19 protein-coding genes and 1 tRNA gene are annotated in these 22,468 nt (G+C 69.7%); 13 read left to right on the top strand and 7 right to left on the bottom strand.

The window, feature by feature from the left end; genetic code table 11:
- Positions 1 to 9 precede the first annotated feature (9 nt).
- Positions 10 to 1,323 (top strand): 16S rRNA (cytosine(967)-C(5))-methyltransferase RsmB, encoded by a 1,314-nt coding sequence (rsmB, locus tag I8J32_RS02425; protein ID WP_200615419.1) that lies wholly within the window; start codon positions 10 to 12, stop codon positions 1,321 to 1,323.
- 52 nt (positions 1,324 to 1,375) lie between these two features.
- Complete coding sequence (locus tag I8J32_RS02420; protein ID WP_200615420.1) at positions 1,376 to 3,073, top strand: ArnT family glycosyltransferase; 1,698 nt, start codon at positions 1,376 to 1,378, stop codon at positions 3,071 to 3,073.
- 30 nt (positions 3,074 to 3,103) lie between these two features.
- Here the strand turns inward: I8J32_RS02420 and I8J32_RS02415 are convergent, their stop codons facing one another.
- On the bottom strand, positions 3,104 to 3,862 hold the full coding sequence (locus tag I8J32_RS02415) for a glycosyltransferase family 2 protein (protein WP_207526739.1): 759 nt from the start codon (positions 3,860 to 3,862) through the stop codon (positions 3,104 to 3,106).
- Between the two features lie 73 nt (positions 3,863 to 3,935).
- Here I8J32_RS02415 and I8J32_RS02410 point away from each other — a divergent pair, with 73 nt between their 5' ends.
- A complete protein-coding gene (locus I8J32_RS02410) occupies positions 3,936 to 4,982 on the top strand; it encodes a CDP-glycerol glycerophosphotransferase (RefSeq protein ID WP_200615422.1) in 1,047 nt (348 codons plus the stop codon).
- Between the two features lie 21 nt (positions 4,983 to 5,003).
- Here the strand turns inward: I8J32_RS02410 and I8J32_RS02405 are convergent, their stop codons facing one another.
- Genes I8J32_RS02405 through I8J32_RS02395 form a run of 3 tightly spaced genes read right to left on the bottom strand, consistent with a single transcriptional unit; the run spans position 5,004 to position 7,948 of the window.
- Positions 5,004 to 6,497: a PH domain-containing protein gene (locus tag I8J32_RS02405; RefSeq protein WP_200615596.1), complete on the bottom strand. Its 1,494-nt coding sequence runs from the start codon at positions 6,495 to 6,497 to the stop codon at positions 5,004 to 5,006.
- Positions 6,498 to 6,519: 22 nt separating this feature from the next.
- Positions 6,520 to 7,020 (bottom strand): PH domain-containing protein, encoded by a 501-nt coding sequence (locus tag I8J32_RS02400; protein ID WP_245156396.1) that lies wholly within the window; start codon positions 7,018 to 7,020, stop codon positions 6,520 to 6,522.
- Position 7,021: 1 nt separating this feature from the next.
- Positions 7,022 to 7,948, bottom strand: coding sequence for a lauroyl acyltransferase (locus I8J32_RS02395; RefSeq protein ID WP_200615423.1), 927 nt, complete (start codon positions 7,946 to 7,948; stop codon positions 7,022 to 7,024).
- 104 nt (positions 7,949 to 8,052) lie between these two features.
- Between I8J32_RS02395 and dtd the strand changes: the two genes are divergently transcribed.
- From dtd to I8J32_RS02365, 6 genes are all read left to right on the top strand, one after another.
- Positions 8,053 to 8,493, top strand: a complete 441-nt coding sequence (dtd, locus tag I8J32_RS02390) for a D-aminoacyl-tRNA deacylase (protein WP_200615424.1) — start codon at positions 8,053 to 8,055, stop codon at positions 8,491 to 8,493.
- A 131-nt stretch (positions 8,494 to 8,624) separates the two neighbouring features.
- Positions 8,625 to 10,484: an RNA polymerase sigma factor RpoD gene (gene rpoD, locus I8J32_RS02385; RefSeq protein WP_200615425.1), complete on the top strand. Its 1,860-nt coding sequence runs from the start codon at positions 8,625 to 8,627 to the stop codon at positions 10,482 to 10,484.
- 243 nt (positions 10,485 to 10,727) lie between these two features.
- Positions 10,728 to 10,801 (top strand) — tRNA-Ile (locus I8J32_RS02380).
- A 456-nt stretch (positions 10,802 to 11,257) separates the two neighbouring features.
- Positions 11,258 to 13,234 carry an esterase/lipase family protein gene (locus I8J32_RS02375; RefSeq protein ID WP_200615427.1) on the top strand — a complete coding sequence of 659 codons (1,977 nt, stop codon included), beginning with the start codon at positions 11,258 to 11,260 and terminating at the stop codon, positions 13,232 to 13,234.
- Between the two features lie 195 nt (positions 13,235 to 13,429).
- Entirely contained in the window at positions 13,430 to 14,266 is an 837-nt protein-coding gene (locus I8J32_RS02370) for a DUF2092 domain-containing protein (protein WP_200615429.1), read from the top strand.
- A 1-nt stretch (position 14,267) separates the two neighbouring features.
- Positions 14,268 to 15,026 carry a hypothetical protein gene (locus tag I8J32_RS02365; RefSeq protein WP_200615431.1) on the top strand — a complete coding sequence of 253 codons (759 nt, stop codon included), beginning with the start codon at positions 14,268 to 14,270 and terminating at the stop codon, positions 15,024 to 15,026.
- 76 nt (positions 15,027 to 15,102) lie between these two features.
- Here the strand turns inward: I8J32_RS02365 and I8J32_RS02360 are convergent, their stop codons facing one another.
- From I8J32_RS02360 to I8J32_RS02350, 3 genes are all read right to left on the bottom strand, one after another.
- Positions 15,103 to 16,350 carry a two-component system sensor histidine kinase NtrB gene (locus I8J32_RS02360; RefSeq protein ID WP_200615432.1) on the bottom strand — a complete coding sequence of 416 codons (1,248 nt, stop codon included), beginning with the start codon at positions 16,348 to 16,350 and terminating at the stop codon, positions 15,103 to 15,105.
- An 84-nt stretch (positions 16,351 to 16,434) separates the two neighbouring features.
- Positions 16,435 to 16,824 carry a response regulator transcription factor gene (locus I8J32_RS02355; RefSeq protein ID WP_200615433.1) on the bottom strand — a complete coding sequence of 130 codons (390 nt, stop codon included), beginning with the start codon at positions 16,822 to 16,824 and terminating at the stop codon, positions 16,435 to 16,437.
- Between the two features lie 95 nt (positions 16,825 to 16,919).
- Complete coding sequence (locus I8J32_RS02350) at positions 16,920 to 17,555, bottom strand: response regulator transcription factor (protein WP_200615434.1); 636 nt, start codon at positions 17,553 to 17,555, stop codon at positions 16,920 to 16,922.
- A gap of 436 nt (positions 17,556 to 17,991) precedes the next feature.
- Between I8J32_RS02350 and I8J32_RS02345 the strand changes: the two genes are divergently transcribed.
- The 4 genes from I8J32_RS02345 to I8J32_RS02330 all read left to right on the top strand — a co-directional run bounded on the left by I8J32_RS02345 (position 17,992) and on the right by I8J32_RS02330 (position 22,427).
- Positions 17,992 to 18,597 (top strand): lipid-binding SYLF domain-containing protein, encoded by a 606-nt coding sequence (locus I8J32_RS02345; protein ID WP_200615435.1) that lies wholly within the window; start codon positions 17,992 to 17,994, stop codon positions 18,595 to 18,597.
- 107 nt (positions 18,598 to 18,704) lie between these two features.
- Positions 18,705 to 20,108, top strand: a complete 1,404-nt coding sequence (locus tag I8J32_RS02340; protein WP_200615436.1) for an efflux transporter outer membrane subunit — start codon at positions 18,705 to 18,707, stop codon at positions 20,106 to 20,108.
- Complete coding sequence (locus tag I8J32_RS02335; protein WP_200615437.1) at positions 20,105 to 21,376, top strand: HlyD family secretion protein; 1,272 nt, start codon at positions 20,105 to 20,107, stop codon at positions 21,374 to 21,376. Before I8J32_RS02340 ends, I8J32_RS02335 begins: the two co-directional genes overlap by 4 nt.
- Before the next feature lie 4 nt (positions 21,377 to 21,380).
- Complete coding sequence (locus I8J32_RS02330; RefSeq protein WP_200615438.1) at positions 21,381 to 22,427, top strand: DUF2955 domain-containing protein; 1,047 nt, start codon at positions 21,381 to 21,383, stop codon at positions 22,425 to 22,427.
- Positions 22,428 to 22,468: the final 41 nt, after the last annotated feature.

Here is a 22,468-nt window from a genome sequence, read left to right as displayed (position 1 = left end):
GAGGCCACCATGAAGCAGTCCCCCGGTTCCCAGGCCCGCGTCACCGCCACCCGCGTGCTGGACGCCGTGCTCCACCGCGGACGCTCGCTGAAGGCCGAACTGGCGGCCGCGCTGCCGGCGTTGTCCGATCCGCGCGACCGCGCGCTGGTGGAGGCGATCTGTTTCGCCGCGCTGCGCCAGCATGCAGCCTTCAACGCGGCACTCGCGCAGTGGATCCCGCGTCCGCTGCCGCGGCGCGACGACGAACTGCGGGCGCTGCTCCACGTAGGCCTCGCGCAGCTGGTCGCACTGGCGCTGCCTGCGCACGCCGCGGTCGCCGCCACGGTCGACGCGGCACGCGGGATCGGCCGCGCCCACCAGGCCGGCCTGGTCAATGCGCTGCTTCGGCGCGCCCAGCGCGAAGGGCTGCCCGCATCCGACTTGTCCGCGCAATGGCCGCAGTGGCTGCGCACGCACCTGGCCCGCGACTGGCCGGCGGACCTGGACGGCATCTACACGCACAGCGCCATGCCACCTCCGCTGTGGCTGCGCAACAACCGCCTGCGCCAGACGCGCGCGGACTACCTGCACGCACTGCACGATGCAGGCCTGGCGGCGTCGCTGCCGCAGGCGGCGGACGACATCCTGGCGCCCGACGCGCTGCGGCTGGAGGACAGCCTGGCGGTGACATCGCTGCCGGGGTTCGCGCAGGGCACCGTTTCCGTGCAGGACATCTCCGCCCAATGCGTGGCCGCCGCCCTGGCGCCGGCGCCAGGCGCGCGCGTGCTCGATGCCTGCGCCGCGCCCGGTGGCAAGAGCGCTCACCTGCTCGAACGCGAGCCTTCCCTGCGCCTGACCGCGCTCGATGTCGACGCGGCGCGACTGGAGCGCGTCCGCGAGACGCTGGCGCGCCTGCAACTGGAAGGCCGCGCCAGCCTGCGCGCCGCCGATGCGCTGGACCTGCCTGCCTGGTGGGACGGCGAACCCTTCGACACCGTGCTGCTGGATGCTCCGTGCTCGGCCAGTGGCATCGTCAGGCGCCAACCCGACGTCCTGCTGCACCGGCGCGAATCGGATCTGGCGCCCCTGCTGCACACGCAGGCGGCGCTGCTCGACGCGCTGTGGACCACGCTGGCGCGGGGCGGCGTGCTGTTGTATGCGACGTGTTCGATCCTCAAGGCGGAAAACCAGGCGCAGATCGAGGCCTTCCTGGCCCGCACGCCCGACGCGCAGCCGCAGCCGCTGCACGAAGCCTTTGGCCGCCTCACCGGCCAGGGCCGCCAGCGCCTGCCGGGCGATGGCGGCGGCGACGGTTTCTTCTACGCCCGCCTGCGCAGGAACTGATCGCCGGGCACGGCCGGTTCAGGCCCCGCGCATGCCGCCGTATCATGCGCGGATGCTCAAGACGACAGCTTCCCGCGAAACCTGGTTGTTCTGGATCCTGGCGGTGATGGTGCTAGGGGCGGGGCTGGGCCTGCGCGACCCCTGGCCCGCCGACGAACCACGCTTCGCGCTCGTCGCCAAGCACATGGTCGAGAGCGGCGACTGGCTGTTCCCGCATCGCGGCACCGAGCTGTACTCCGACAAGCCGCCGACCTTCATGTGGCTGCAGGCCGGCGCCTACACCATCTTCCACAACTGGCGGGTCGCGTTCCTGCTGCCTTCGCTGCTGGCGGCGCTGGGCACGTTGTGGTGCGTGGTGGACCTGGGCCGCCGCCTGTGGACCCGCCGCGTGGGCCTGTATGCCGGCTATGCCCTGCTGTTCACGCTGCACTTCACCTACCAGGCGAAGAAGGCACAGATCGATCCGGTGCTGCTGTTCTGGGTGACGCTGGCGAACTATGGCCTGCTGCGCCACCTGCTGCGCGGCCCCGACTGGAAGATGTGGGCGCTGGGCTGGTTCGCGGCGGGCATCGGCACGATCACCAAGGGCGTAGGCGCGCTGGCGCTGATGATGTGCGTGCCGGCGGCTTTCGCCGTGTGGCGCGACTGGCCGCGCGCGGGCCTGCACCTGCGCGACTGGCGCGCGCTTCTCGGCCCGGTCGTGCTGGTGCTGGCTGCCTGCCTGTGGCTGGTGCCGATGGTGACCGCGGCGCTGGGCCATGCCGATCCCGCCTACCGGGCCTACATGGACGACATCCTGTTCCGCCAGACCGCGGGGCGGTACGCGAAATCCTGGGACCATCACCAGCCCGCGTGGTACCACCTCGGCGTGATGCTGAGCATGTGGCTGCCGCCCATGCTGGCGTTGCCATGGGCGCTGCCTGCCTGGAAACGCAGGTTGCAGCGCCGCGATGCGCGCTACCTGCTGCCGCTGGCGTGGTGGGCGCTGATCGTCCTGTTTTTCTCTATCCCGGCCGGCAAGCGCGATGTCTACATCCTGCCCGCGCTGCCGATGGCCTGCCTGGCGCTGGCGCCGCTGCTGCCTGGCATCGTACGCATGCGCTGGCCGCGACGGCTTGCGCTGGCTTTCGCCGCTGCGCTGACGCTGCTCGCCCTGGGGGCGGGCCTGGCGATGGTATTGGGCAATCCAGGCTTCGAACGCACGCTGGTGGAGGAGCGCGGCTTCGGCAATGCCGCGCCCTTTGCGTGGCTCCTGCTGGCCATCGCGGGTTGCGGAGCGGGCAGCCTGCTGCTGTTCGGCCGGCGCCAGCCGATCCACGCGCTGCTGGGCACGCTGGCCTCGGCCTGGGTGCTCTACGGACTGGTCGGCTATGCGTTGCTCAATCCGTCCAGTTCGGCACGCGACCTGATGGCGCGTGTCGACCGCACGCTCGGGCCACGCAACGAACTGGGCCTGGTCGCGTGGAAGGAGCAGAACCTGCTGATGTCGCCGCGGCCGACCACGACCTTCGGTTTCGTCGTCCCGTGGGGCGAGCAGCTCAAACGCGGCATGGCCTGGCAGCGGCTGGCGCCCGAGCGCCGCTGGCTGCTGGTACAGGATCCGGCATTGTCGGACTGCATCGACCGCGACAAGGCCATGGTCGCGGGGCGCTCCAATCGCCGACTCTGGTGGCTGGTGCCGGCCACTGCGGTGATTGCCGGCTGCGTGCCGTCGGGCGGCGCGCTGGACCAGGGTACCGACGCCAACTGACGGGCGCGATCGGCCCGCGGCGCCGGCGCGTCAGCCCTGCACGGGCCGGCCGTTCTGCAGCATCCACAACATGATGGTCTTCTGCCGCACGTAGTTGGCCCGCACGTAGGCGTAGACCAGCCCGTGCCAGCCATCCAGGAACCCCAGCCGCAGCACGTAGCCGCGCCAGAAGCGCCAGGCCGGCGCCAGCACCAGCATGGCCAGCGTCGCGCGCTTGCCGCGCGCGAAATCGTCTTCGGCCATCATCCGCGCGTAGCGCTGCGTCTTGGACAGCTGCTGTTCGAGCGAGCGGTACGGGTAATGGATCAGGTCGCCGGGCAGGGTGCGCACCACGCCGTCCACGCTGGCGGCCTCGTGGATCTCGCGCGTGCCTCGCCAGCCGCCGCGGCGACGGTCGAACAGCCGCAACACCCGGTCGGGGTAGGCGTTGCCATGGCGCAGGAACCTGCCGAAGTACTCCGACAGGCGCGAGAACCGGTACCCCGCCGCCTCGGGAAACCCGCGGGCCTGTTCGGCCCGGATGGCTTCAAGCAGCGCCGGGCTCACCCGTTCGTCGGCGTCCAGGCACAACACCCAGTCATGCTGCGCCTGGGCCACGGCGAAAGCCTTCTGGCTGCGGAACCCGTCGAATGCGCGCTCGATCACCCGCGCACCCGCGGCGGCGGCGATCTGTCGCGTGGCGTCGGTGGAATGCGAGTCGATCACCACGACTTCGTCGCAGAACGCGAGCGAGGCCAGGCAGTCGCCGATGCGGTCGGCCTCGTTGAACGTGATAATGCACGCCGACAACCCGTGAACGGGCCCCGCGGCAGTCTGCGGTGCGCCGGACGCGCCTTGCGTGGCAGGAGTTTGGGAAGCAGTAATGGCGGATTACCTGTTGTTCGCGACCGAGCGCTACGCGCTGCCCATCCTGCAACCGCTGGCCGATGCGCTGCAAGCCAGGGGGCACACGGTGGGAGCGTTGCTGGTGGACAACGCCCGGGACGGCCTGATCGAAGGCGCCCGCATGATGAGCCTGCGCGAGGCCGTGGCGTTCCGGCCGCATGCCGTCTTCAGCGCCGCCAACTGGGTGCCGACCTTCATCCGCGGCGCCAAGGTGCAGCTGTTCCATGGCTTCAACGTGGAAAAGCGCGAGGACGCGCGCGGCCATTTCCGGGTGCGCGGCCTGTTCGACCTGTACTGCACGCAGGGTCCGGCGACCACTGCACCCTTCAAGGCGCTGGCCGCGCGTCACCGGCACTTCAAGGTGGTGGAAACCGGCTGGTCCAAGCTCGATCCCCTGTTCCGCGACGACGACGGCCAGGCAGCCGCGCTGCGCGCGCCGGCGGCGGGGCGCGAGGTCGTGCTGTTCGCCTCGACCTTCACCCCGCGCCTGAGCGCGGCGCCGCAGCTGTACGACGCCATCCGCGCCCAGGTCGAACGCGGCGACCGCTACTGGCTGCTGACCCTGCATCCCAAGTGCCCGCCGGAGCTGTTCGACCGCTACCGCGCGCTTGCCGGTCCCAACGCGGCCTTCGTCGAAACCGAGCAGCTGGTGGCCGCCCAGCGCGCGGCCGATGTGCTGCTGGCCGACACCACGTCGGTGGTGTCCGAATTCGTCGTGCAGCGCAAGCCGGTGGTGACCTTCCGCAACCGCGCGCCCAAGGCGCACATGCTGGATTTCAACGACGCCGCGCAGCTGCCGGCGATGCTCGAACGTGCTTTCGCGCCTTCGGCGACAATCCGCGAGGCGCTGCGCAGCTACGCCGACCAGATCCATCCGTGGCGCGACGGGTACTCGGCGTATCGCGTGCTGGCGGCCACCGAAGCCTTCCTCAGCGGCCGCCTGGGCCAGGTGGGCCGCAAGCCGTGGATGGCGAAGTTCCGCGCCCTGCAGATCCGCCGCGAGCTGGGCTACTGGCGTCCCTGATCGCCCGCGCCCGCCACGGCATCAACGCAGCGGACGTCGGGCCAGCGTGCGCGCCAGCCGGGCGTGCAGGGCCTGCGCCTGCTCGTGCGCCAGGAAGCGCAGCCGCAGGGGCGGCGCCAGCGCCGCCGCGCCGGAGGTGTCCAGCCACAGCGTCGCCGTCCCGCACAGACGGTCCAGCGGACCGCGGCTGAGCTCCAGTGCCTGCAGCTTGTCGAGTTCGGCAAAGCGCCAGGTGCGATGCCACCAGCCCTCGCGTACGGCAACGAGCTGGTCGCCGGTGGCGTGCGCGGTCGAGGCCATGTGCCGCCGCGCGGCGTAGGCCGACCACGGCAGCCACAACAGGGCCAGCAGGCCGACGGGGCCGAACTGCCAGGTCAATGCCGCGGCGGCGAGCCCGACGAAGGGAAGGCCGACGATCCACAACCGCCACCAGTGCCGCATTGGCACTGGATCCCACTCCAGCCGGGTCCAGCCGCTCCGCGGGAGCACGTGCAGGATGAGGGCCTCGCATTGCGCCGGCGTCCCGATCGGCGCCAGCTCGCGCAGTGCCCGCTGCTGGTTCTGCTGTTCGGCGACCGCCGTGTCGACCTCCAGGCTGCGGCGCCCGAGCAGCCGATGGAGCATGCCCTCGCGCAGTGTCCACGCCTGGATGCGGCCACGCGAAGCGCTGGTGCGCCAGCGCGCCAGCAGGCCGCGCTCGACAGTGAGCCGGCGCGCGTGTTCGGTCAGTCGGAATCCGTGGTACTGCAGCAGCGCGAGCAGGACGGAGAACACGCGCAGCGCCAGTACGGCCAGCGCCACCAGGCTGACGCCCGCGATGGCGTACAGCGCCAGGCTCGGCGCGGCGGTCTCCACGCCGCTGTCGGACACGCGGATGACGAACGACTGGCCCCATTGCTCGACCAGGTTGGGCAGCAGGCGTGGCCGGAACTGCGACAGGCCGCCGATCGCGGCGCCCACCACGATCAGGCCGCGGTTGGACACCAGCCCGACGCGCAGTACCTCGCCGGGCGGCAGCGCCAGCAACAGGGTCGGCGCCTGTTCGGACGTGGCATCGGCGGGCGAGGCGACGATGCTTCCGCGCCGCCGCACCAGCGCTTCCAGCGCCAGCGCGTCGGCCATCTTGAGCACGCGCATTTCGGCTTCGGGCTTCTTGCCGCCCGCCGACTCCAGGCGCACTTCGGCCACGCCGAACACGCGATGCAGCAGGGATTGCTCGAGGGCCACGTTGTGGATGCGGGCGAACGGGATCACCCGCAGGCTGCGTTCCAGCAATCCGCTGCGCACGACCAGGGCGTCCCCGGCGATGCCGTAGCGGTAGGTGAAATAGCGCCAGACGGCCATCAGCGCGAGCACGCCCACGCCGATCAGCGGCCACAGTTCGTTGCGGTCGCCACCGAAGAAGAACGCCGCGACCAGGGGCAGGATGAACTGCTTGAGCTGCTGCAGCAGCACGAACAGCCATGACATCGGATGCAGGCGACGTTCGGCGTCCGCCGCGGTCGCTTCCGGCATCGACGCCGGCGTGCCGGCGGACTCAGGCGTCATCGTCGCGATCGATCTGGCGGCCGAGCAGGTCGCGCAGGCGCTGTGCGTCGTCCGCGTCCAGGTGCGGCACCGTCACCGAGCTGTGGCGGGTCCCGGCCGTGTGGATGACCAGCGTCGCCAGGTTCCGGCGGCGCTGCCAGGGCCCGCGATTGAGGTCCAGGTGCTGCACGCGGTTGGCGGGCACGCGGGTTTCGCGCTGCCACATCCGGCCCCGCCGGATCGCCAGGCCGTCTTCGTCCAGCAACCAGGCCACGTGGCGGAACTGGCGCGAACCCAGCCAGGCGCCGAGCGCCACGCCCAGGCCCAGGCCGAGTGCGCCGCCGGCCACGCGGGACAGGTCCGCCAGCCCGAACGCGACGCTTCCCAGCACCATCGCGGGAACCGTAGCGGGCAGCACGCGCGAGAGGATGAAGAGCAGGCGCGCGCGCGCAGGCAGCGCCTGCCAGCCCGTGGCGGGCGCGTAGGCCGGGAGGACGGGCGGTTCGTTCATTTCAGCGGATTCCCTTGTACGGATTGTCGTCCCAGTTGCCCGAAGGTTGCAGCGTGTAGCGCTTGTACGTCCACTGGTACTGGGACGGGTCGCGGCGGGCGATGCGTTCGACGGTCTGGTTCAGCGCGGCGACCGCGACTACGGGATCCGCGTCGGCCACGGCAGGCGGCGCGGCCTCGATGTGGAGGGCGAAGCCGGGACCGTCGTCGTGCGCGTCGATCCGCTCGCACCACGCGAACACCACCGCGGCGCCGGTGCGGTGGGCCAGGCGACCCAGCAGCGTCATGGTGAGCGCGGGGACGCCGAAGAACGGCGCGAATTCGCCGTCGCCCTGCTTGGGCTGCTGGTCGGGCAGGATGCCGACCACGCCGCCGTCCTTCAGCAGTTTGAACAACTGGCGCACCCCCGGACCCTCGGCGCGCACCTGGGTCACCCGCGCGGCCTGGGCGTCATCCGCGCGCACCAGCCGCAGGAAGGCGTCGCCCACCGCCGATTCGGGCGGCGCGTACAGGATCGCCAGCGGCGTGTGCGCGGCCAGCCACTGGTTGAGCAGTTCCCAGTTGCCGTAATGCGGCGCCGCCACGATCACGCCGCGGCCCGCCGCGATGGCGGCATCGAACAGATCCACCCCGTGCGACTGCCGGATCAGGCCCAGATTTTCGGCGTGCGGGCGCGTCCACATCCGCAGCGTCTCCAGTGCCTGCCGCGCCGTGGTGCGCACGATCCGCTGGTGCAGGTCGTCGCGTGCCGCGGCCGGCAACTGCGGCTGGGTGAGTTCCAGGTTCCGGCGCACCACCCGTGATTCGCGCGTGTTCCGCCGCAGCATCCACGCCGCCAGCCCGTCGCCCAGGCGCATCAGCCAGCGCCAGGGCAGGCGGGCGAGGGCGGTGGCGAACAGGTGGAGCAGTCGCGCGGCGAGATCGGTCATCGCGGAAGTGTAGCGGCGCGTCCCCGTCGTCCCGGCGTCTGTCGCGGCTTCGCCCCATGCCCCGCAGGCCGTAATCTGGCCAGCCTTTCGACCGGTGGACTTCCATGCTCGCCCTGATCCAGCGCGTCACCCAGGCATCCGTGGTGGTGGGCGACGAAACGGTCGGCGCGATCGGGCCAGGCCTGCTGGCCCTGGTCGGCGTCGAGCCGGGGGACGGCGATGCCCAGGTGGCGCGGATGGCCCAGCGCCTGCTCGGGTATCGCGTCTTCCACGACCCGCAGGGGCGGATGAACCTGGCGCTGGCGGACACCGGCGGCGGGCTGCTGCTGGTCAGCCAGTTCACCCTGGCCGCCGACACCCGCAGCGGCATGCGTCCCGGGTTTTCCACCGCCGCCGCGCCGGAACTGGCTGAACCGGTGTTCAACCATCTGGTGCGAACGTGCCGGCAAAAGCACGCCGGAGGGGTGGAAACGGGGCGCTTCGGTGCCCATATGGTCGTCAGCCTGGTGAATGACGGGCCGGTGACCTTCCTCCTGAAGGCCTAGCCGGGCCCCCTGTTCCCCGTGGTTCATCGCCCAAGCGCGGCGTGGCGCATGGCAGCGGCCTTGCGGCCCAACTGGCGGCGCGGCGCGGTATAATGCTTGGTTCCCCAGCCTCAACCTCCGGTGTCCAGTCCATGGCGAACGAACGCCCGGCCCCCCCGTCCGACATCAAGCAGCTCATCAGCAAGGGCCTGGAGCAGGGTTATCTGACCTATGCCGAGGTGAACGACCACCTGCCCGATGACCTGGTCGATGCGGAGCAGATCGAAGACATCATCGGCATGATCAACGGCATGGGCATCGAGGTGCACGAAGTTGCGCCCGACGCCGAGACCCTGTTGCTCGCCGACGGCAATACCGGCAACCGCGAAGTCGACGACACCGCCGCCGAGGAAGCTGCCGCCGCGCTCACCGCGCTGGACGGCGAAGGCGGCCGCACCACCGACCCGGTGCGCATGTACATGCGCGAAATGGGTACGGTGGAACTGCTCACGCGCGAAGGCGAAATCGCCATCGCCAAGCGCATCGAGGAAGGCCTGAACCAGATGCAGGCCGCGCTGGCCTCGTTCCCGGGCACCATCGCGCACATCCTGGGCGACTACGAAACCCACAAGACCGGCAAGAAGCGCCTGGCCGAGATCGTCGTGGGCTTCTTGGACGCCGAGCCCGAACCCGAGCCGGTCCCGGTTCCGGTCGTGGCCGAGGTCGACGCCGAAGAGGAAGACGAGGAAGTCGAGGTCGCCGGCGCCGATGAAGAGGCCGCCGAGGAAGGGCCGACCGGTCCGGACCCGGCCGAGGTCGCCGACCGCATGGGCAAGATCGCCGATGCGTACTCGCGCTTCGAGAAGGCCTATGCCAAGCACGGTCCGACACACAAGACCGTCGCCAAGGCGCGCGAGGAGATGGCCGAAGTCTTCGTCACCCTGAAGCTGCCGCTGGGCCTCACCGACACGCTCGTGCGCAGCCTGCGCGAAGTGGTCAATGGCGTGAAGGAACACGAGCGCCGCATCCTCGACCTGTCGACCCGCGTCGCCCGCATGCCGCGCAAGGACTTCATCCGCGCCTGGGAAGGCAACCAGACCAACCTGGGCTGGGTGGATGACGTGCTCAAGCGCAAGCAGAAGTGGTCGTCGGGCCTGCGCGACGTCAAGGACCAGATCGTCGCCGAGCAGGAAGCCACCATCGCCATCGAGCAGGCCAACTTCCTGACCCTGGCCGACATCAAGGAAATCAGCCGCGCGATGGCCTATGGCGAAGCCAAGGCGCGCAAGGCGAAGAAGGAGATGGTCGAGGCGAACCTGCGCCTGGTGATCTCCATCGCCAAGAAGTACACCAACCGCGGCCTGCAGTTCCTCGACCTGATCCAGGAAGGCAACATCGGCCTGATGAAGGCCGTGGACAAGTTCGAATACCGCCGCGGCTACAAGTTCTCGACCTACGCCACCTGGTGGATCCGCCAGGCCATCACCCGTTCGATCGCCGACCAGGCGCGCACCATCCGTATCCCGGTGCACATGATCGAGACGATCAACAAGCTCAACCGCATTTCCCGCCAGATGCTCCAGCAGTACGGCCGCGAGGCCACGCCGGAGGAGCTGGCCAAGGAAATGGACATGCCCGAGGACAAGATCCGCAAGGTCATGAAGATCGCGAAGGAACCGATCTCCATGGAGACCCCGATCGGCGACGACGAGGACTCGCACCTGGGCGATTTCATCGAGGACACGAACGTCGAGTCCCCGGTGGAAGCCACCACCAACATCAACCTGTCGGAAACGGTCCGCGACGTGCTCGCCGGCCTCACCCCGCGGGAGGCCAAGGTGCTGCGCATGCGTTTCGGCATCGACATGAACACCGATCACACGCTGGAAGAGGTGGGCAAGCAGTTCGACGTCACGCGCGAGCGCATCCGCCAGATCGAGGCCAAGGCCCTGCGCAAGCTGCGTCACCCCAGCCGCAGCGAACAGCTGCGCAGCTTCCTCGACATCGACTGACGCATCCATTGCGTCGTCCGGAAAAGCCCGCCGCGTGCGGGCTTTTTTGTGGCTGGCGATGGGCGCACGGGGGTGGCGGCACGATGGCTGCGCGACGGCGACGCCGGTGACCTGGCGGCGGCGAAGCCAGCCTGGCTTACCGGCTCCGCCACGGTTCCCCGCGATGAGCCCGTGCGCGATCATCGCCAGGACCGCCCTGCCAGCGCGCTGACCATGCGTGCGCCGTTATCATGTCCGGGCTGCGGGCCTATAGCTCAATGGTTAGAGCAGAGGACTCATAATCCTTTGGTTCCAGGTTCGAGTCCCTGGTGGGCCCACGTCATGCACTCGCCCTGGTGCCAGTGCGTGCGATGCCACGGTGGTTCGACGCCGAGGTTTCGACGTTTGGTTTCGACGACCCGGCGGTCCGTTTGGCCGCCTCGCTTTCCGCGGCCGCCTGCGCCGGCGCGCCTTGGCGACATCGTCGCCAGCACCACCGGCGGTGGCCTTCGCAAGCACGCAGGCAACATCGCACCTCCCACGTGCAGCAGATGACCGCGTCCCCCCGGGCCATCGGTCGCCGCGGGCGGGCCAGCCGCGGCCATTAGCCTTTGGTCCGACTGACGGCGCGGGCGCGCTTGCGCTAGCGTCGTGGCACCGGCGGCGTCGGAGGGCGCGGGCATGGCGTTCGGATTCGACGCGGACTTGACGGTCATCACGCCCGCGCGCGCGCGCGCCGGGCAGCGTCGGGTCGTCGATGTCCTGGCCGCGCGCGCCGTAGCAGCGGAACGGGCATGACGACGGGCGAACACTCCCGGCCGGAAGCCGCGCCACGCAAGGCCTGGCGAAAGATGCCGTTCCTGCCGGCGCTGGCGCTCTGCCTGGCGCTGCTTTCCGGCTGCGCCGCCGTCAGCGTGCGTCAGGACCGGCCCCACGGCGAGGTGTCGGGGGATGTGCTGACGACCGGCGAGCTGGGTCGCGCCACCCGAAGCACGCTGATGATGCTGGGCATCGATGTCGACCATTGCCAGCAAGCTGTGGACGACTGCCTGCAGCGGCTGCGGACGTCCGCCGTGCTGTCGCGCGAGGAACGCTTCTCCGCCATGGCGGAGATCGCGCTGGCCGATGCCATGGCGCTGCACGAGAAGGACAAGACGCAGGATTGGGGCGACCAGGCGATCGCGGACTACCTGGAGGTGGCCCAGTACGCCTACGCGTACCTGTTCCGTGGCGAGCACACGCCGGCGCAGCGCGCGCTCGAGGACCGGCAGGCCACGGTGCGGGACTTCTACCACCATGCCGTCGAGCAACTTGCGGTTCGCCTGTTCGAGCGTCGCAAGAAGGAACAGCCGATCGTCGAACTGCCCGAGCTGCGTGAATCGCGGCAGGTGGGAACCTGGAACCTGACGCTGGAACGCATGGATCTGCGCTTGTCGGCGGGCGCCGCCCGGCTGAGCGAAATCGTGCCGACTTCGCGCATGAGCATCGAAGGCATGCGCAACGTGTACGGCCGCGACGGACTCGGCGCCCCGCTGGTGGCGGTGGCCGTTCCAGATGAGCGCGTCGAAGCGGCCGATGACGCCGAAGGGGAAAATATCGGCTACCTGCCGGCGACGATGGTGGTGAGCTTTCCTGCCGCCTCGCTGGACGAACTGCTGGTGACGCGGCAGGCGCGCATCCAGGTGCTCGACCCCTACCAGACCAAGACGGTGGTGCTGGAAGGCATCGAAGTGCCCCTGGGTGCGAACTACACCGCGCCCTATGCACTGTGGCTGGCGCGCTCGGGCTTCGGTCGGCAGGCGATCGCCGGGGCGCTCGGCGGCAGTCGCGGCGTCCACGAGCCACGGCTGTTCATGATGCAGCCCTTCGATCCGAACCGCCTGACCGTGATCATGCTGCACGGCATCGCCAGCAGCCCCGAGGCCTGGGTGAACATGGCCAACGAAGTACTGGGCGACGAAGCGCTCCGCGACCGTTACCAGGTGTGGCAGGTCTACTACCCGACCAACCTGCCGGTGGGCGAGAACCGCAAGGAGATCGGGGAACTCCTCGAAGCCGCGCGTTCGTCGCTCGATCCCGGGCGGAGTTCGGCGGCCAGCCATGACACGGTGCTGATCGGTCACAGCATGGGTGGCGTCCTGGCGCGCCTGCTGGTGGTCGACAGCGGCGACCGGCTCTGGATGGAACTGTTCAATGCGCCACCGGGTTCACCCAAACGCCAGCGCCTGGCGGCGTTGGAGCCTTACCTCACCCTGCGGCCCACCGCCGGGGTGTCGCGTGCCATTTTCCTGGCCAGCCCGCACGCCGGCGCGCCCAATTCGGGCTGGCTGCTGTCGCTGGTGGCGCGGCTGGTGCGCCTCCCCAAGACGCTGGCGGGACGCACGCAGCAGTTCGCCGACATGATCGCCGCGGACCAGCCTGAATACGCGCAGTTCATGCGCCAGTCGCCCAACGCGATCCGGGCGATGGATGAGAACAGCCCGTACATCCGCATGACCTCGAAACTCGACATCGCGCCAGGCGTGACCTACCACTCGATCATCGCCAGGAAGAACCCCGACGTGCCGCTGGAGCAGGCTTTCGACGGGATCGTGCCGTATCCCAGCGCCCATCTGCCGGGCGCGGACTCGGAACTCGTGGTGACGTCCGGCCACAGCGTGCAGGAGAATCCGGAAGCGATCCTGGAGATCCGCCGCATCCTGCGCGAGCACGCGCGACGGGTCGCCGAGCGTGACGCGACGCCGGCCAGCGTGCCGACACCCTCCGAGTAAGGCTTTCGGGCAATTGCCGGGCCAGCGGGAGGGTGGAACGATCCCTGCAGGCGGTGGCATGTCGCGGCAGCCCGCGCCGCCGTGGAGATCGCCGCCGTCGGTGCAACGAAGTCCGGCATTGCCGGCATGAACGTGGCCGAGCCCGATGCGAGTGCGAGGCCACCGGCCGCAGAGGAGTCCAGGATGCGCAGGCCCATGCACAGAGGAATCTCCCTGGCCGCCGTGCTGGCGGCCGCGCTTGTCCTGCCGGCTGCGCAGGCCGCTCCTGCGCAGGCCGCACCTGCCGAGCCGGCTTCTGCCCAGCAGCAAGCCCCGGCGCCCCCAGCCAGCGACGAAGCGGTGTACCGCGAACCCCAGCCAGTGGTGACGCGCGACGCACGCGCGGTGCTCGACCGGATGACGGCGTATCTCAACGGCCTGGACTCGTTCACAGTGGAGGCGCAGGTCTCGCGCGACGAGACGCTGCCCTTCGGCTACAAGCTGCAGAACAACGAAACCGCCCGCATGACCGTGCAGCGGCCCAACCGCATGCGCGTGGATGTCGACGGCGACATCAAGCATCGTTCCTACTACTACGACGGCACGACGCTCACCATGCTGGCGCCCGACGAGGGCGTGTACGCGAGCACGCCGGCACCCGCGACCGTGGGCGAGGTGGTGAACGGCCTGCTCAACAACGGGGTCGAACTTCCCCTGATCGACGTCCTGCGGCAGGGCTTCCAGGGTTCGCTGCTGGAAGGCGTGCGCTTCGGGTTGCTCGTCGGCGAGAGCACGATCGACGGCGTACTGACCGACCATCTGGCATTCCGCCAGCCCACGATCGACTGGCAGCTGTGGGTGGCCAAGAACGGGCAACCCAGGAAGCTGCTGATCACCACGCGCTACGAAGTCGGCGATCCCCAGTACCAGGCGAACCTGAGCTGGACCGAGAAGCCCAGGATCCCCGCCGACACCTTCCGGTTCACCGCCCCGAAGGGCGCGCGGGAAATCCAGTTCCACTCCATGCGCGGCACGCCGTCCGCAGGGGAATGACATGAACATCCCAACCGTTGCCAGGATCGGCCCCCGTCCCGTGCGCTGGATCGTCCTGATGGCGACTCTGCTCGCCTCCGTTGCACTGGTGTGGCCCGACATCGCCGACGCGCGCGGCCGCGGCGGCGGTGGGCGGATGGGCGGCGGCGCGCGCATGGGTGGAAGCAGCATGGCGCGCAGTTCCATCAGCGGCGCCAACCGCTCGATGAGCCGGCCGGCGCCGTCTTCGCGTCCTTCCGCAGGCACGCGCGAGAGCGGCAGTCGCGGCCAAGGCGCCACCGGCAATCGTGGCACCGGCGACCGTGGCCCGGGCGACCGCGGCTCGCTGGCAGGCGAGGGCACGCGTGACATCAACATCGACAACAGCACCAACATCGGCGTGGGCGGCGATCGCGTCCGCGATCGCGACATGACCATCGGCAACAGCGGCAATCGCGGTGACCGCATCGACGGCGACCACGACGGCTGGGGTGGGTGGCACGACGCGGACATCGACATCGAAGGCGGTCCGGGGGACTGGGAGATCGACGTCGACGTCGACCATCACCATCCCATCGCCGCGGCGGCGGTCATCGCGACGGGCGCGGCCGCCCTGGCCAGTGCCTACTACTACTCGTTGCCCTACGGCTGTCCGATGGTCCATACCTACGCCGATCCGTATTACTACTGCGACGGCATCTACTACGCCGAGCAGATGCAGGGCGACGACATCGTCTACGTGATCGTCGAGCCGGCGGCCCAGGCCCAGCCGGAGAAATGATCCGGGCGTCTTCGCACGCCGAGGGCAGCGAACTCCGTGGCGCCATGCGCGCATGCGCGGCGCGGATGGCCGCCAATCAGTAGGCGATGTCCGCCAGCGGCGGCAGCGCCACGTGCACCGTCGCGCCCCGCTGCGGGTTGTTCTCCGCCCACAGGCGCCCTTCGTGCGCGGCGATGATCGACCGGCAGACGGAGAGCCCAAGCCCGACGCCTTCGCGCTTGGTGGTCACGAACGGCTCGAAGATCCGCAGCAGGTTCTTCGGCGGGATTCCGCAGCCGCTGTCGATCACGCACACCTCGACCCAGCCGTGCTCGGTTACCGACGAGCGGATGGTCAGTTCGCGCGGCTCGCTGCAGCTGATCATCGCGTCTGCCGCGTTCAACAGCAGGTTGATGAAGACCTGCTGCAGCTGGATCCGGTCTCCGAGCACCAGCGGCAGGTCCGCGGCCAGTTCGGTGGACGTGGTGGCATGGCGGTTGACCAGATCGCTGCGGACGATGCGCAGGACTTCGAGGACGAGTTCATTGATTTCCAGCGGACGGTAGTCGGCGGCCTGCTTTTTCAGCAGCGCGCGCACCTGGCGGATCACGTCGCCAGCGCGCTTGTCGTCGGCCACGATGTCCTCCAGGCTGGCCCGAACTTCGTCCAGGTTCGCCGGCGAGTGATCGAGGAAGCGCTGGGCCGCCTGCGCGTTGCTGAGGATCGCCGCCAGCGGCTGGTTGAGTTCGTGCGCCATCGAGCCCGACAACTCGCCCAGCATGCCCACCCGCGCCAGGTGCGCCAGCTCGTCGCGCTGCTCGGCGGTTTCATGCTCCAGGGCCACGCGCCGGGTGATGTCGACCACAGAGGCCATGATGAAGGCGCCCTCGGAGGTGGTGATGGACCGCAACCCCACCGCGACGGACACCTGGCCGCCATCCTTGCGGTGACCAAGCAGCTCCTGGACGGGCGCGGTACCGTGCACCAGCCGCTCGTCGACGAAGGTGTCCCGGCCCAGGTACGTGGGATCGGACAGGCAGCCTGGAATGAGCGCCTTGATCGGCATGCCCAGCAGATCCGGGCCGCCGTAGCCGAACACATGGCTGGCCTGCGGATTGGCCAGAACGATGCGTCCGTTCGCGTCAACGAGGAACTGCGCGGTCGGCGAGGCCTCGAACGCGACGCGGTAGCGATGCTCGTCGCGTCGCAGCCCGAACTGGATGTCCTCCAGCGTGCGGATGCGCCGGCTGTTGCGGCGGATCGCCAGCCACCACGGAACCAGCAGGACGCCGAAAGCCAGGATGGCCGCGGCGAGCAGGCGCCATGCGTGTTCGGACCAGTCCATGCAGACGGCTCCACGGGGAACGCCCCGCGATTCTAGCCTGATGCCACTGGCAAGCGTCGCGCGGGCCGTCTGTGCGCCGGTGCCTCAGGCCTGCGCGGCGCTGCCGGCGAGCCAGTGGATCGCATCGAGCAGCGCCTGGTTGTCGGCCGGCTTCTGCAGGAACAGCCGCGCGCCGGCCTCGCGCGCGCTCTTGCGGGTGTCGTCGTCGTCGCGCGCCGAGACCGCGATGACCGGCAGGACGATCTGCCGGCTGCGAAGTCCATGGAGGACGTCGGTGCCACTGTGCAGAGGCATCGTGATGTCGAGCAGGATCACGCCATTGGCGATGTTGCCCACTTCGGAAAGAAAGCGCGCGGGGTCGCCGTAGGGGCGCGGTTCCAGCCCCGCCGAACGCATCAGCCTGGCCAGCGCGGTGCGCACCGATTCGTCGTCGTCGACGATATACACGATCACCTGGCCAGTGCCCGCTTGCAAGGGCGTGATCTCCGCACGACGTCGTCAGACGAACCTTAAGGCTTAATCGTCGATGAGCAAATGGGACCTTGATCCCACGGGCCGAGCCCGGCGGTTCACAGCCGGCAACGCTCCGGAGCGCTCACGCCGACGACGTCGCACTGGTGCACGAGTTCGGCGACCGAGCGCACTTCCATCTTCGCCATCAGGCGTCCGCGGTGCACCTTGACCGTCTTCTCGGCAATGCCCAGTTCGCTGGCGATCTGCTTGTTGAGCCTGCCCGTGAGCACCTGCTCGAGGACCTCGCGCTCGCGGGCGGACAGGCGCACGAGCCGGCCGCCGATGTTCGCCATGTCGTGGGCCTGGCGCAGGCACTGCGCATGGCGTTCCATCGCCTCGCCGATCACCCGAAGGAGTGAGTCCGAATCGACCGGCTTGAGAAGGAAATCGACCGCGCCCTTCTTCATGGCCGCGACGCTGGTGGGAATGTCGCTCTGGCCGGAGAGGAACACGATGGGCATGAGCGAATGACGCTCGCGCAACCGGTCCTGCAGCTCCTGGCCGCTCATCTTCGGCATGCACAGGTCCAGCACGATGCAGGCCACCCCGTCGAACGGCTCGCGCTCCAGGAACGACTGCGCGGAGTCGAAAGCCTCGGCCTCCCAGCCGGCACTGCGCACGAGGCGCACGAGGCTGCGGCGGACGGAGGCATCGTCGTCGATCACGAATACGATGGCGCTTGTCGTGTCCATGCGGTGATTCCTTCGACGCATTGATTGCTACGACATCCGGGCTGGTAACCCGGTCGAATCCCCTGTCGGCTGCTCGCACATACCTGAACCGACATTCAGTTTAGGCATGAACGAACGGCGGGAAATAACCGCCGGTCGGAAGGAAATTCCCTTCATTTCGGGGGTGGCCGACCTTGCCGTGGGATTGCGTTTACAGCCGGCGGACCCGCGTTCGATCCCGTTCCTGTCCCGTGACGTTGGATGGTGGGACCAATGCTCCGTAGCCCATTCGCGCGGCCCGCACCGCGCGCCGCGTCGAGCTAGGACCATCGTCCACTACTGGCTCGTGCGACCCACGCTCAGAATCCCGAGGCAAGGAGCCCGCTCCTCGCCGCGTGCCTGGCAGCAGGCGGCGGGCTTTCGACCATGCGCGTCCACCGGTTCCGGGAGAAATGCCATGCGCCGCCTCCACCATGTCGTTGCCACCCTGCTGATGAGCGGGGTTCTCGTGTTGCTGGCCGCATGCAGCACCGCAGAGGTCCGGGACACCGTCGGGATGCCGCCCAAGGCCAGCGCCGACGAGCAGCGCGAGGACATCCGCGACACCGCACGCAACACGCTCGACACGCTGTACCGGAGCAACCCCGAGGCCAGGCGCAAGGTGGAAAGCGCCGCTGGCTATGCGGTCTTCAGCAACTTCAGCACCAAGTTCATGATCACCGGCGGCGGGTCGGGCAAGGGCGTGGCCGTCAACAACAAGAACCGGCAGGAAATCTTCATGCGCATGATCGAGGTTCAGGCCGGCCTCGGATTCGGCGTCAAGAAATTCCGCCTGGTGTGGGTGTTCGAAACGCAGGGCGCGTTCAACAAGTTCGTGGACAGTGGTTACGAGTTCGGAGGGCAGGCCGCCGTGGCGGCGAAAGCCTCCGGCACCGGTGGTGGCACCGCCGGCGCCGCATCGGTATCGCCCGGCGTCTGGGTCTACCAGATCACCGACGACGGCCTCGCGGCGGAAGTCACGGTCAAGGGCACCAAGTACTACCGCGACAAGGACCTGAACTGAGCGGCGCCTGCCGGGCGCTGGGCACGGGGCATCGCGTCATGCACATGAAAGGGCGAGCCTTGCGGGCTGTGGTGGCGGGCGCCTGTGCATGTGCCTGCGCCGGCTGCATGCTCGGGCCCGATTACGTACGCCCCACGGTCGAGGTTCCCGGCGAGTACCGCTTCGCGGGTGCGGCCCCGGCCGCCACGCTCGACGCGGTGGATCCGTGGTGGCACGGATTCGGTGACGCCGCGCTCGACACCCTGGTGACCGAAGGACTCGCGCAGAACCGCGACCTGCGCGTGGCGGTGGCGCGGGTCGACGAATTCGCCGCGCGCCTGTCCGGGACGCGTGGCCAGGCGTTCCCGCAGGTGGGCTACGGCGCCTCGGCAAGCCGCCAGCGCGCGAGCACGCGCGGCGCCACGCCGTTTCCCCCGGGCGTCAACCCCATCAGCGAGAGCTATTCCTCCGTGCTGTCGGCCAGCTGGGAACTGGACCTGTGGGGCCGCATCCGGCGCGAGACCGAAGCGGCGCGCGCCGACCTTCTGGCCAGCGACCAGGCGCGCCGCGGCGTGGCGTTGACCCTGGTGGCGTCGATCGTCGTCGGCTACGTCAATCTGCTGGACCTGGACCGGCAACTGCAGGTTTCCCGCGATACCGCCGCCGGCCGCCAGCGCTCCGTCGATCTGTTCCGCGTGCGCCTTGAAGGCGGCGCGGTGTCCGATTTCGAAATGCAGCAGGTGCTGGCCGAATATGAAACCGCGGCCGCCGCCATCCCGCAGGTGGTCGGCGCGATCGCGCAGCAGGAAGATGCCCTGTCGGTCCTTGTCGGTCGCAATCCAGGGCCGATCGCGCGCGCCTCGACCATCGAGCGGCTCGGTCTGCCCGCGGTGCCCGCCGACATGCCGGCGCAGCTGCTCGAACGTCGTCCCGACATCCTGGAGGCGGAGCAGCAGCTCGTTGCCGCCAACGCGCGGATCGGCGTGGCGCGCGCGCTGTACTTCCCGAGCATCTCGTTGACCGGCACCGCCGGTTACGCCAGCGCCGACCTGGGCCAGCTGTTCACCGGGCCGGCGCGCACCTGGTCGTTCGTGGGCCAGCTGCTGGGGCCGCTGTTCGCCGGCGGCCAGATCGACGCGGCCAACCGGCAGGCCGAGGCGCGGCGCGACCAGGTGCTGTCGGCCTACGAGTCCACCATCCAGAACGCCTTCCGCGACGTCGAGGACGCCCTGGCGACCGTGCGCAGCTCGCGCGAAGTACAGGCCTCCTACGAACGGCGCGTCGCCTCCCTGCGCACCGGCGTGGAGCTGGCGCGCCTGCGCTACGACCACGGGTACAGCGACTACCTGGAGGTGCTCGACACCGAGCGCAGCCTGTTCTCCGCCGAACTGGCCCTCAGTTCGGCGCGAGGCGACAGCTACCGCGCGCTGGCCGACTTGTACCGCGCCCTGGGCGGTGACTGGTCGGTCGACGCGGCGCAGCGCACGGCCTCGGCATCGTCGCCCGCGGGCACGGCGCAGGTGCGTCCATGAACGCGCGCGGACCGACGACCCGGAGCGGGAAGGACGACGCTGCCGCGGTGGCGACGGCAGCGGACGCCGCACCGCCATCGCGCAGCCAGGACGAGGTTCGCGCCTCCGCGGCCGCGGCCGATCCGCCAGCGCCGGGCGCGACGAGCCCGGCCGCACCCGCCGGTGCACCCGCCGGTCCGGCGCCCGCGGGCGCGCCTCCCGCCGGCCAGGCGCGACGCCTGGTACTGATCGCGCTGTGCGTGCTGCTGGTGTTGTTCGCCTACCACGTCATCGCCGATCGCTTCACGCCGTACTCGGCGCAGGCCGCGGTGGACGTCCCGCTGGCGCAGATCGCGCCGCAGGTGAGTGGCCAGGTGCTGGCCGTGCCGGTCCGCGACAACGCCCGCGTGCGCAAGGGGCAGGTGCTGTTCCAGATCGATCGAGAGCCGTTCGAGATCGCCCTGAGCACGGCGCAGGCTAACCTGGCCGTGGCCGAGCAGGGCGCGGACGTGTCCGAGCTGGACATCCGCTACGCACAGGCCGACCTGGCCAAGCAGCGCATCGACCTGGCGACGAACAACGAACTGGGCACGATCGTGATTGGCCTGGCGAACAAGAAGGCCGTGTCGGAAACCACCGCGATCCGCGCACGTTCGAGCATGGCCATCAGCGCCGCCGACGTGAAGCGCGCCCAGGTCGAGTTGCAGCGGGCGCACAGTCGCCTGGGCGAACCCGGTGAGAACAACGCCAAGGTCCGGCAGGCTCGCGCGGCGGTCGCCCAGGCGCAGCTCGACCTGCACAACACCCGGGTGGTGGCGCCCGCCGACGGCGTCATCACCAACCTGCGGCTGGTGCCGGGCCAGTTCGTCAGCCGCGGCGCGCCGCTGCTCACTTTCATCGAATCCGGCCCGCGCTGGGTGACCGCGGCGATGCGCGAGAACCAGCTGGGCAACATCGATGCCGGCGATAAAGTGGCGGTCGCCTTCGACGAGCGGCCGGGCGAGCTGTTCACCGGCCGCGTGGACAGCGTCGGCTGGGGCGTCGCCCAGGGCGGCGAAGCACCCACTGGCCAGTTGCCCGACCTCACCGCCCCCAACGGCTGGCTGCGCGAACCGCAGCCCTTCCCGGTCCGCATCGTGCTCGATCCGGTGAAAAAGGGTGAACGGCAGCCGCCGCACCGCAGCGGCGCACAGGCGAACGTGGTGGTCTACACGGGCGAAGGAACGTTGTTCAATCCACTGGCGTGGCTGTGGATCCGGCTGGTCACGCTGCTGAGCTACCTGCGTTAGCGCCATGGCCCGCGCCGCTCCTGGCCGCGTCGATCCTGGCCGCCCCGACGAGACGGTCCTGGCCGCGCGCCACGCCACGCTGCGATTTGCCGTGGCGGTCAGCCTGGCATTCGTGGTCTGCGAGGCGATGACCTGGCGGCCAACCTTCCTCGCGCCTCTTCTGGCCGGCGTGCTGCTGGTCAACCTGCCCGGGCGTCCGCCGTTCAAGGTGGGCGCGATGCTGGTCGTCGCGATGGCCCTCGCCGCGCTGTTCTCCTGGCTGCTGTCGACGCTGCTTCAGCACGCGCCCGTGGTCCTGTTCGGCGCCATTTCGGTGTGCCTGTTCGTGTTGTTCCTGACCATGCTGACCGGTGGGCCGGCATTGCCCGCCATCCTGGGACTGGTGTGCCTGTCGACGGTCCCGATCGTGGCGATGGCGTATCCCACCGAAGCCGGCCGCCTGCCCCTGGCCCTCGTGCGCGGGATCGCCTTGGCCATGCTGGCGATCTGGCTGGTCTACGCCGTGTGGCCCCGCAGCCTGCCGCGCCGCGCCGCGCCGCCGCCCGCCGCGCCTCCTGCGCCGATCGCGACCGCGCTCGCCGCCACGGCCGTCGTGGTGCCGATGATGCTGGTGTTCCTGCTGTTCGCGCCGACACAGGCCATGGCAGTGCTGATCGGCACCGTGCTGCTGGTGGCGAATTTCGACCTGCAGCGCAGTCAGCAGGATGCGGTCCGCCGCGTGCTGGCCAACGCCGCCGGCGGCGTGACGGGCCAGGGCGCCTACTGGGTGCTGCTGATGGGGCCTTCGCTGCTCACGCTGGGGCTCATCCTGTTTGCACTGGGGATCGTGATCGGCGCGCGATTCGCGCGCGGCGACCCCAACGCCGCCGCGCTGACCGTGGGCTGCAACGCGATGCTGATCATCCTGAGTTCGGCGATCGCGGCCGGTCCCGGCGACCCCGGTCAATGGATGACCCGTGTCATGCAGTTCGCGTTGGCCGGCCTGTTCGCGGTCGGCGCGATGCAGCTGGTGTGGCACCGCACCAAGCCCGCGGCGCGGCAGCCCGGCTGACGCGGTGAGACGGGCCGCCACCGTCCGGGGCGGTGGATCAG

Source organism: Lysobacter solisilvae, from assembly GCF_016613535.2.
In the GTDB taxonomy this organism is placed as follows: domain Bacteria; phylum Pseudomonadota; class Gammaproteobacteria; order Xanthomonadales; family Xanthomonadaceae; genus Agrilutibacter; species Agrilutibacter solisilvae.
This window is presented reverse-complemented; position numbering and strand designations above follow the sequence as displayed.

Bases quoted from the DNA above. Each gene is read 5' to 3' on its own strand.
- rsmB (WP_200615419.1), top strand. From the start codon at position 10: ATGAAGCAGTCCCCCGGTTCCCAGGCCCGCGTCACCGCCACCCGCGTG.
- I8J32_RS02420 (WP_200615420.1), top strand. From the start codon at position 1,376: ATGCTCAAGACGACAGCTTCCCGCGAAACCTGGTTGTTCTGGATCCTG.
- I8J32_RS02410 (WP_200615422.1), top strand. From the start codon at position 3,936: ATGGCGGATTACCTGTTGTTCGCGACCGAGCGCTACGCGCTGCCCATC.
- I8J32_RS02405 (WP_200615596.1), bottom strand. From the start codon at position 6,497: ATGCCGGAAGCGACCGCGGCGGACGCCGAACGTCGCCTGCATCCGATG.
- I8J32_RS02400 (WP_245156396.1), bottom strand. From the start codon at position 7,020: ATGAACGAACCGCCCGTCCTCCCGGCCTACGCGCCCGCCACGGGCTGG.
- I8J32_RS02395 (WP_200615423.1), bottom strand. From the start codon at position 7,948: ATGACCGATCTCGCCGCGCGACTGCTCCACCTGTTCGCCACCGCCCTC.
- dtd (WP_200615424.1), top strand. From the start codon at position 8,053: ATGCTCGCCCTGATCCAGCGCGTCACCCAGGCATCCGTGGTGGTGGGC.
- rpoD (WP_200615425.1), top strand. From the start codon at position 8,625: ATGGCGAACGAACGCCCGGCCCCCCCGTCCGACATCAAGCAGCTCATC.
- I8J32_RS02375 (WP_200615427.1), top strand. From the start codon at position 11,258: ATGACGACGGGCGAACACTCCCGGCCGGAAGCCGCGCCACGCAAGGCC.
- I8J32_RS02370 (WP_200615429.1), top strand. From the start codon at position 13,430: ATGCACAGAGGAATCTCCCTGGCCGCCGTGCTGGCGGCCGCGCTTGTC.
- I8J32_RS02365 (WP_200615431.1), top strand. From the start codon at position 14,268: ATGAACATCCCAACCGTTGCCAGGATCGGCCCCCGTCCCGTGCGCTGG.
- I8J32_RS02360 (WP_200615432.1), bottom strand. From the start codon at position 16,350: ATGGACTGGTCCGAACACGCATGGCGCCTGCTCGCCGCGGCCATCCTG.
- I8J32_RS02350 (WP_200615434.1), bottom strand. From the start codon at position 17,555: ATGGACACGACAAGCGCCATCGTATTCGTGATCGACGACGATGCCTCC.
- I8J32_RS02345 (WP_200615435.1), top strand. From the start codon at position 17,992: ATGCGCCGCCTCCACCATGTCGTTGCCACCCTGCTGATGAGCGGGGTT.
- I8J32_RS02340 (WP_200615436.1), top strand. From the start codon at position 18,705: ATGCTCGGGCCCGATTACGTACGCCCCACGGTCGAGGTTCCCGGCGAG.
- I8J32_RS02335 (WP_200615437.1), top strand. From the start codon at position 20,105: ATGAACGCGCGCGGACCGACGACCCGGAGCGGGAAGGACGACGCTGCC.
- I8J32_RS02330 (WP_200615438.1), top strand. From the start codon at position 21,381: ATGGCCCGCGCCGCTCCTGGCCGCGTCGATCCTGGCCGCCCCGACGAG.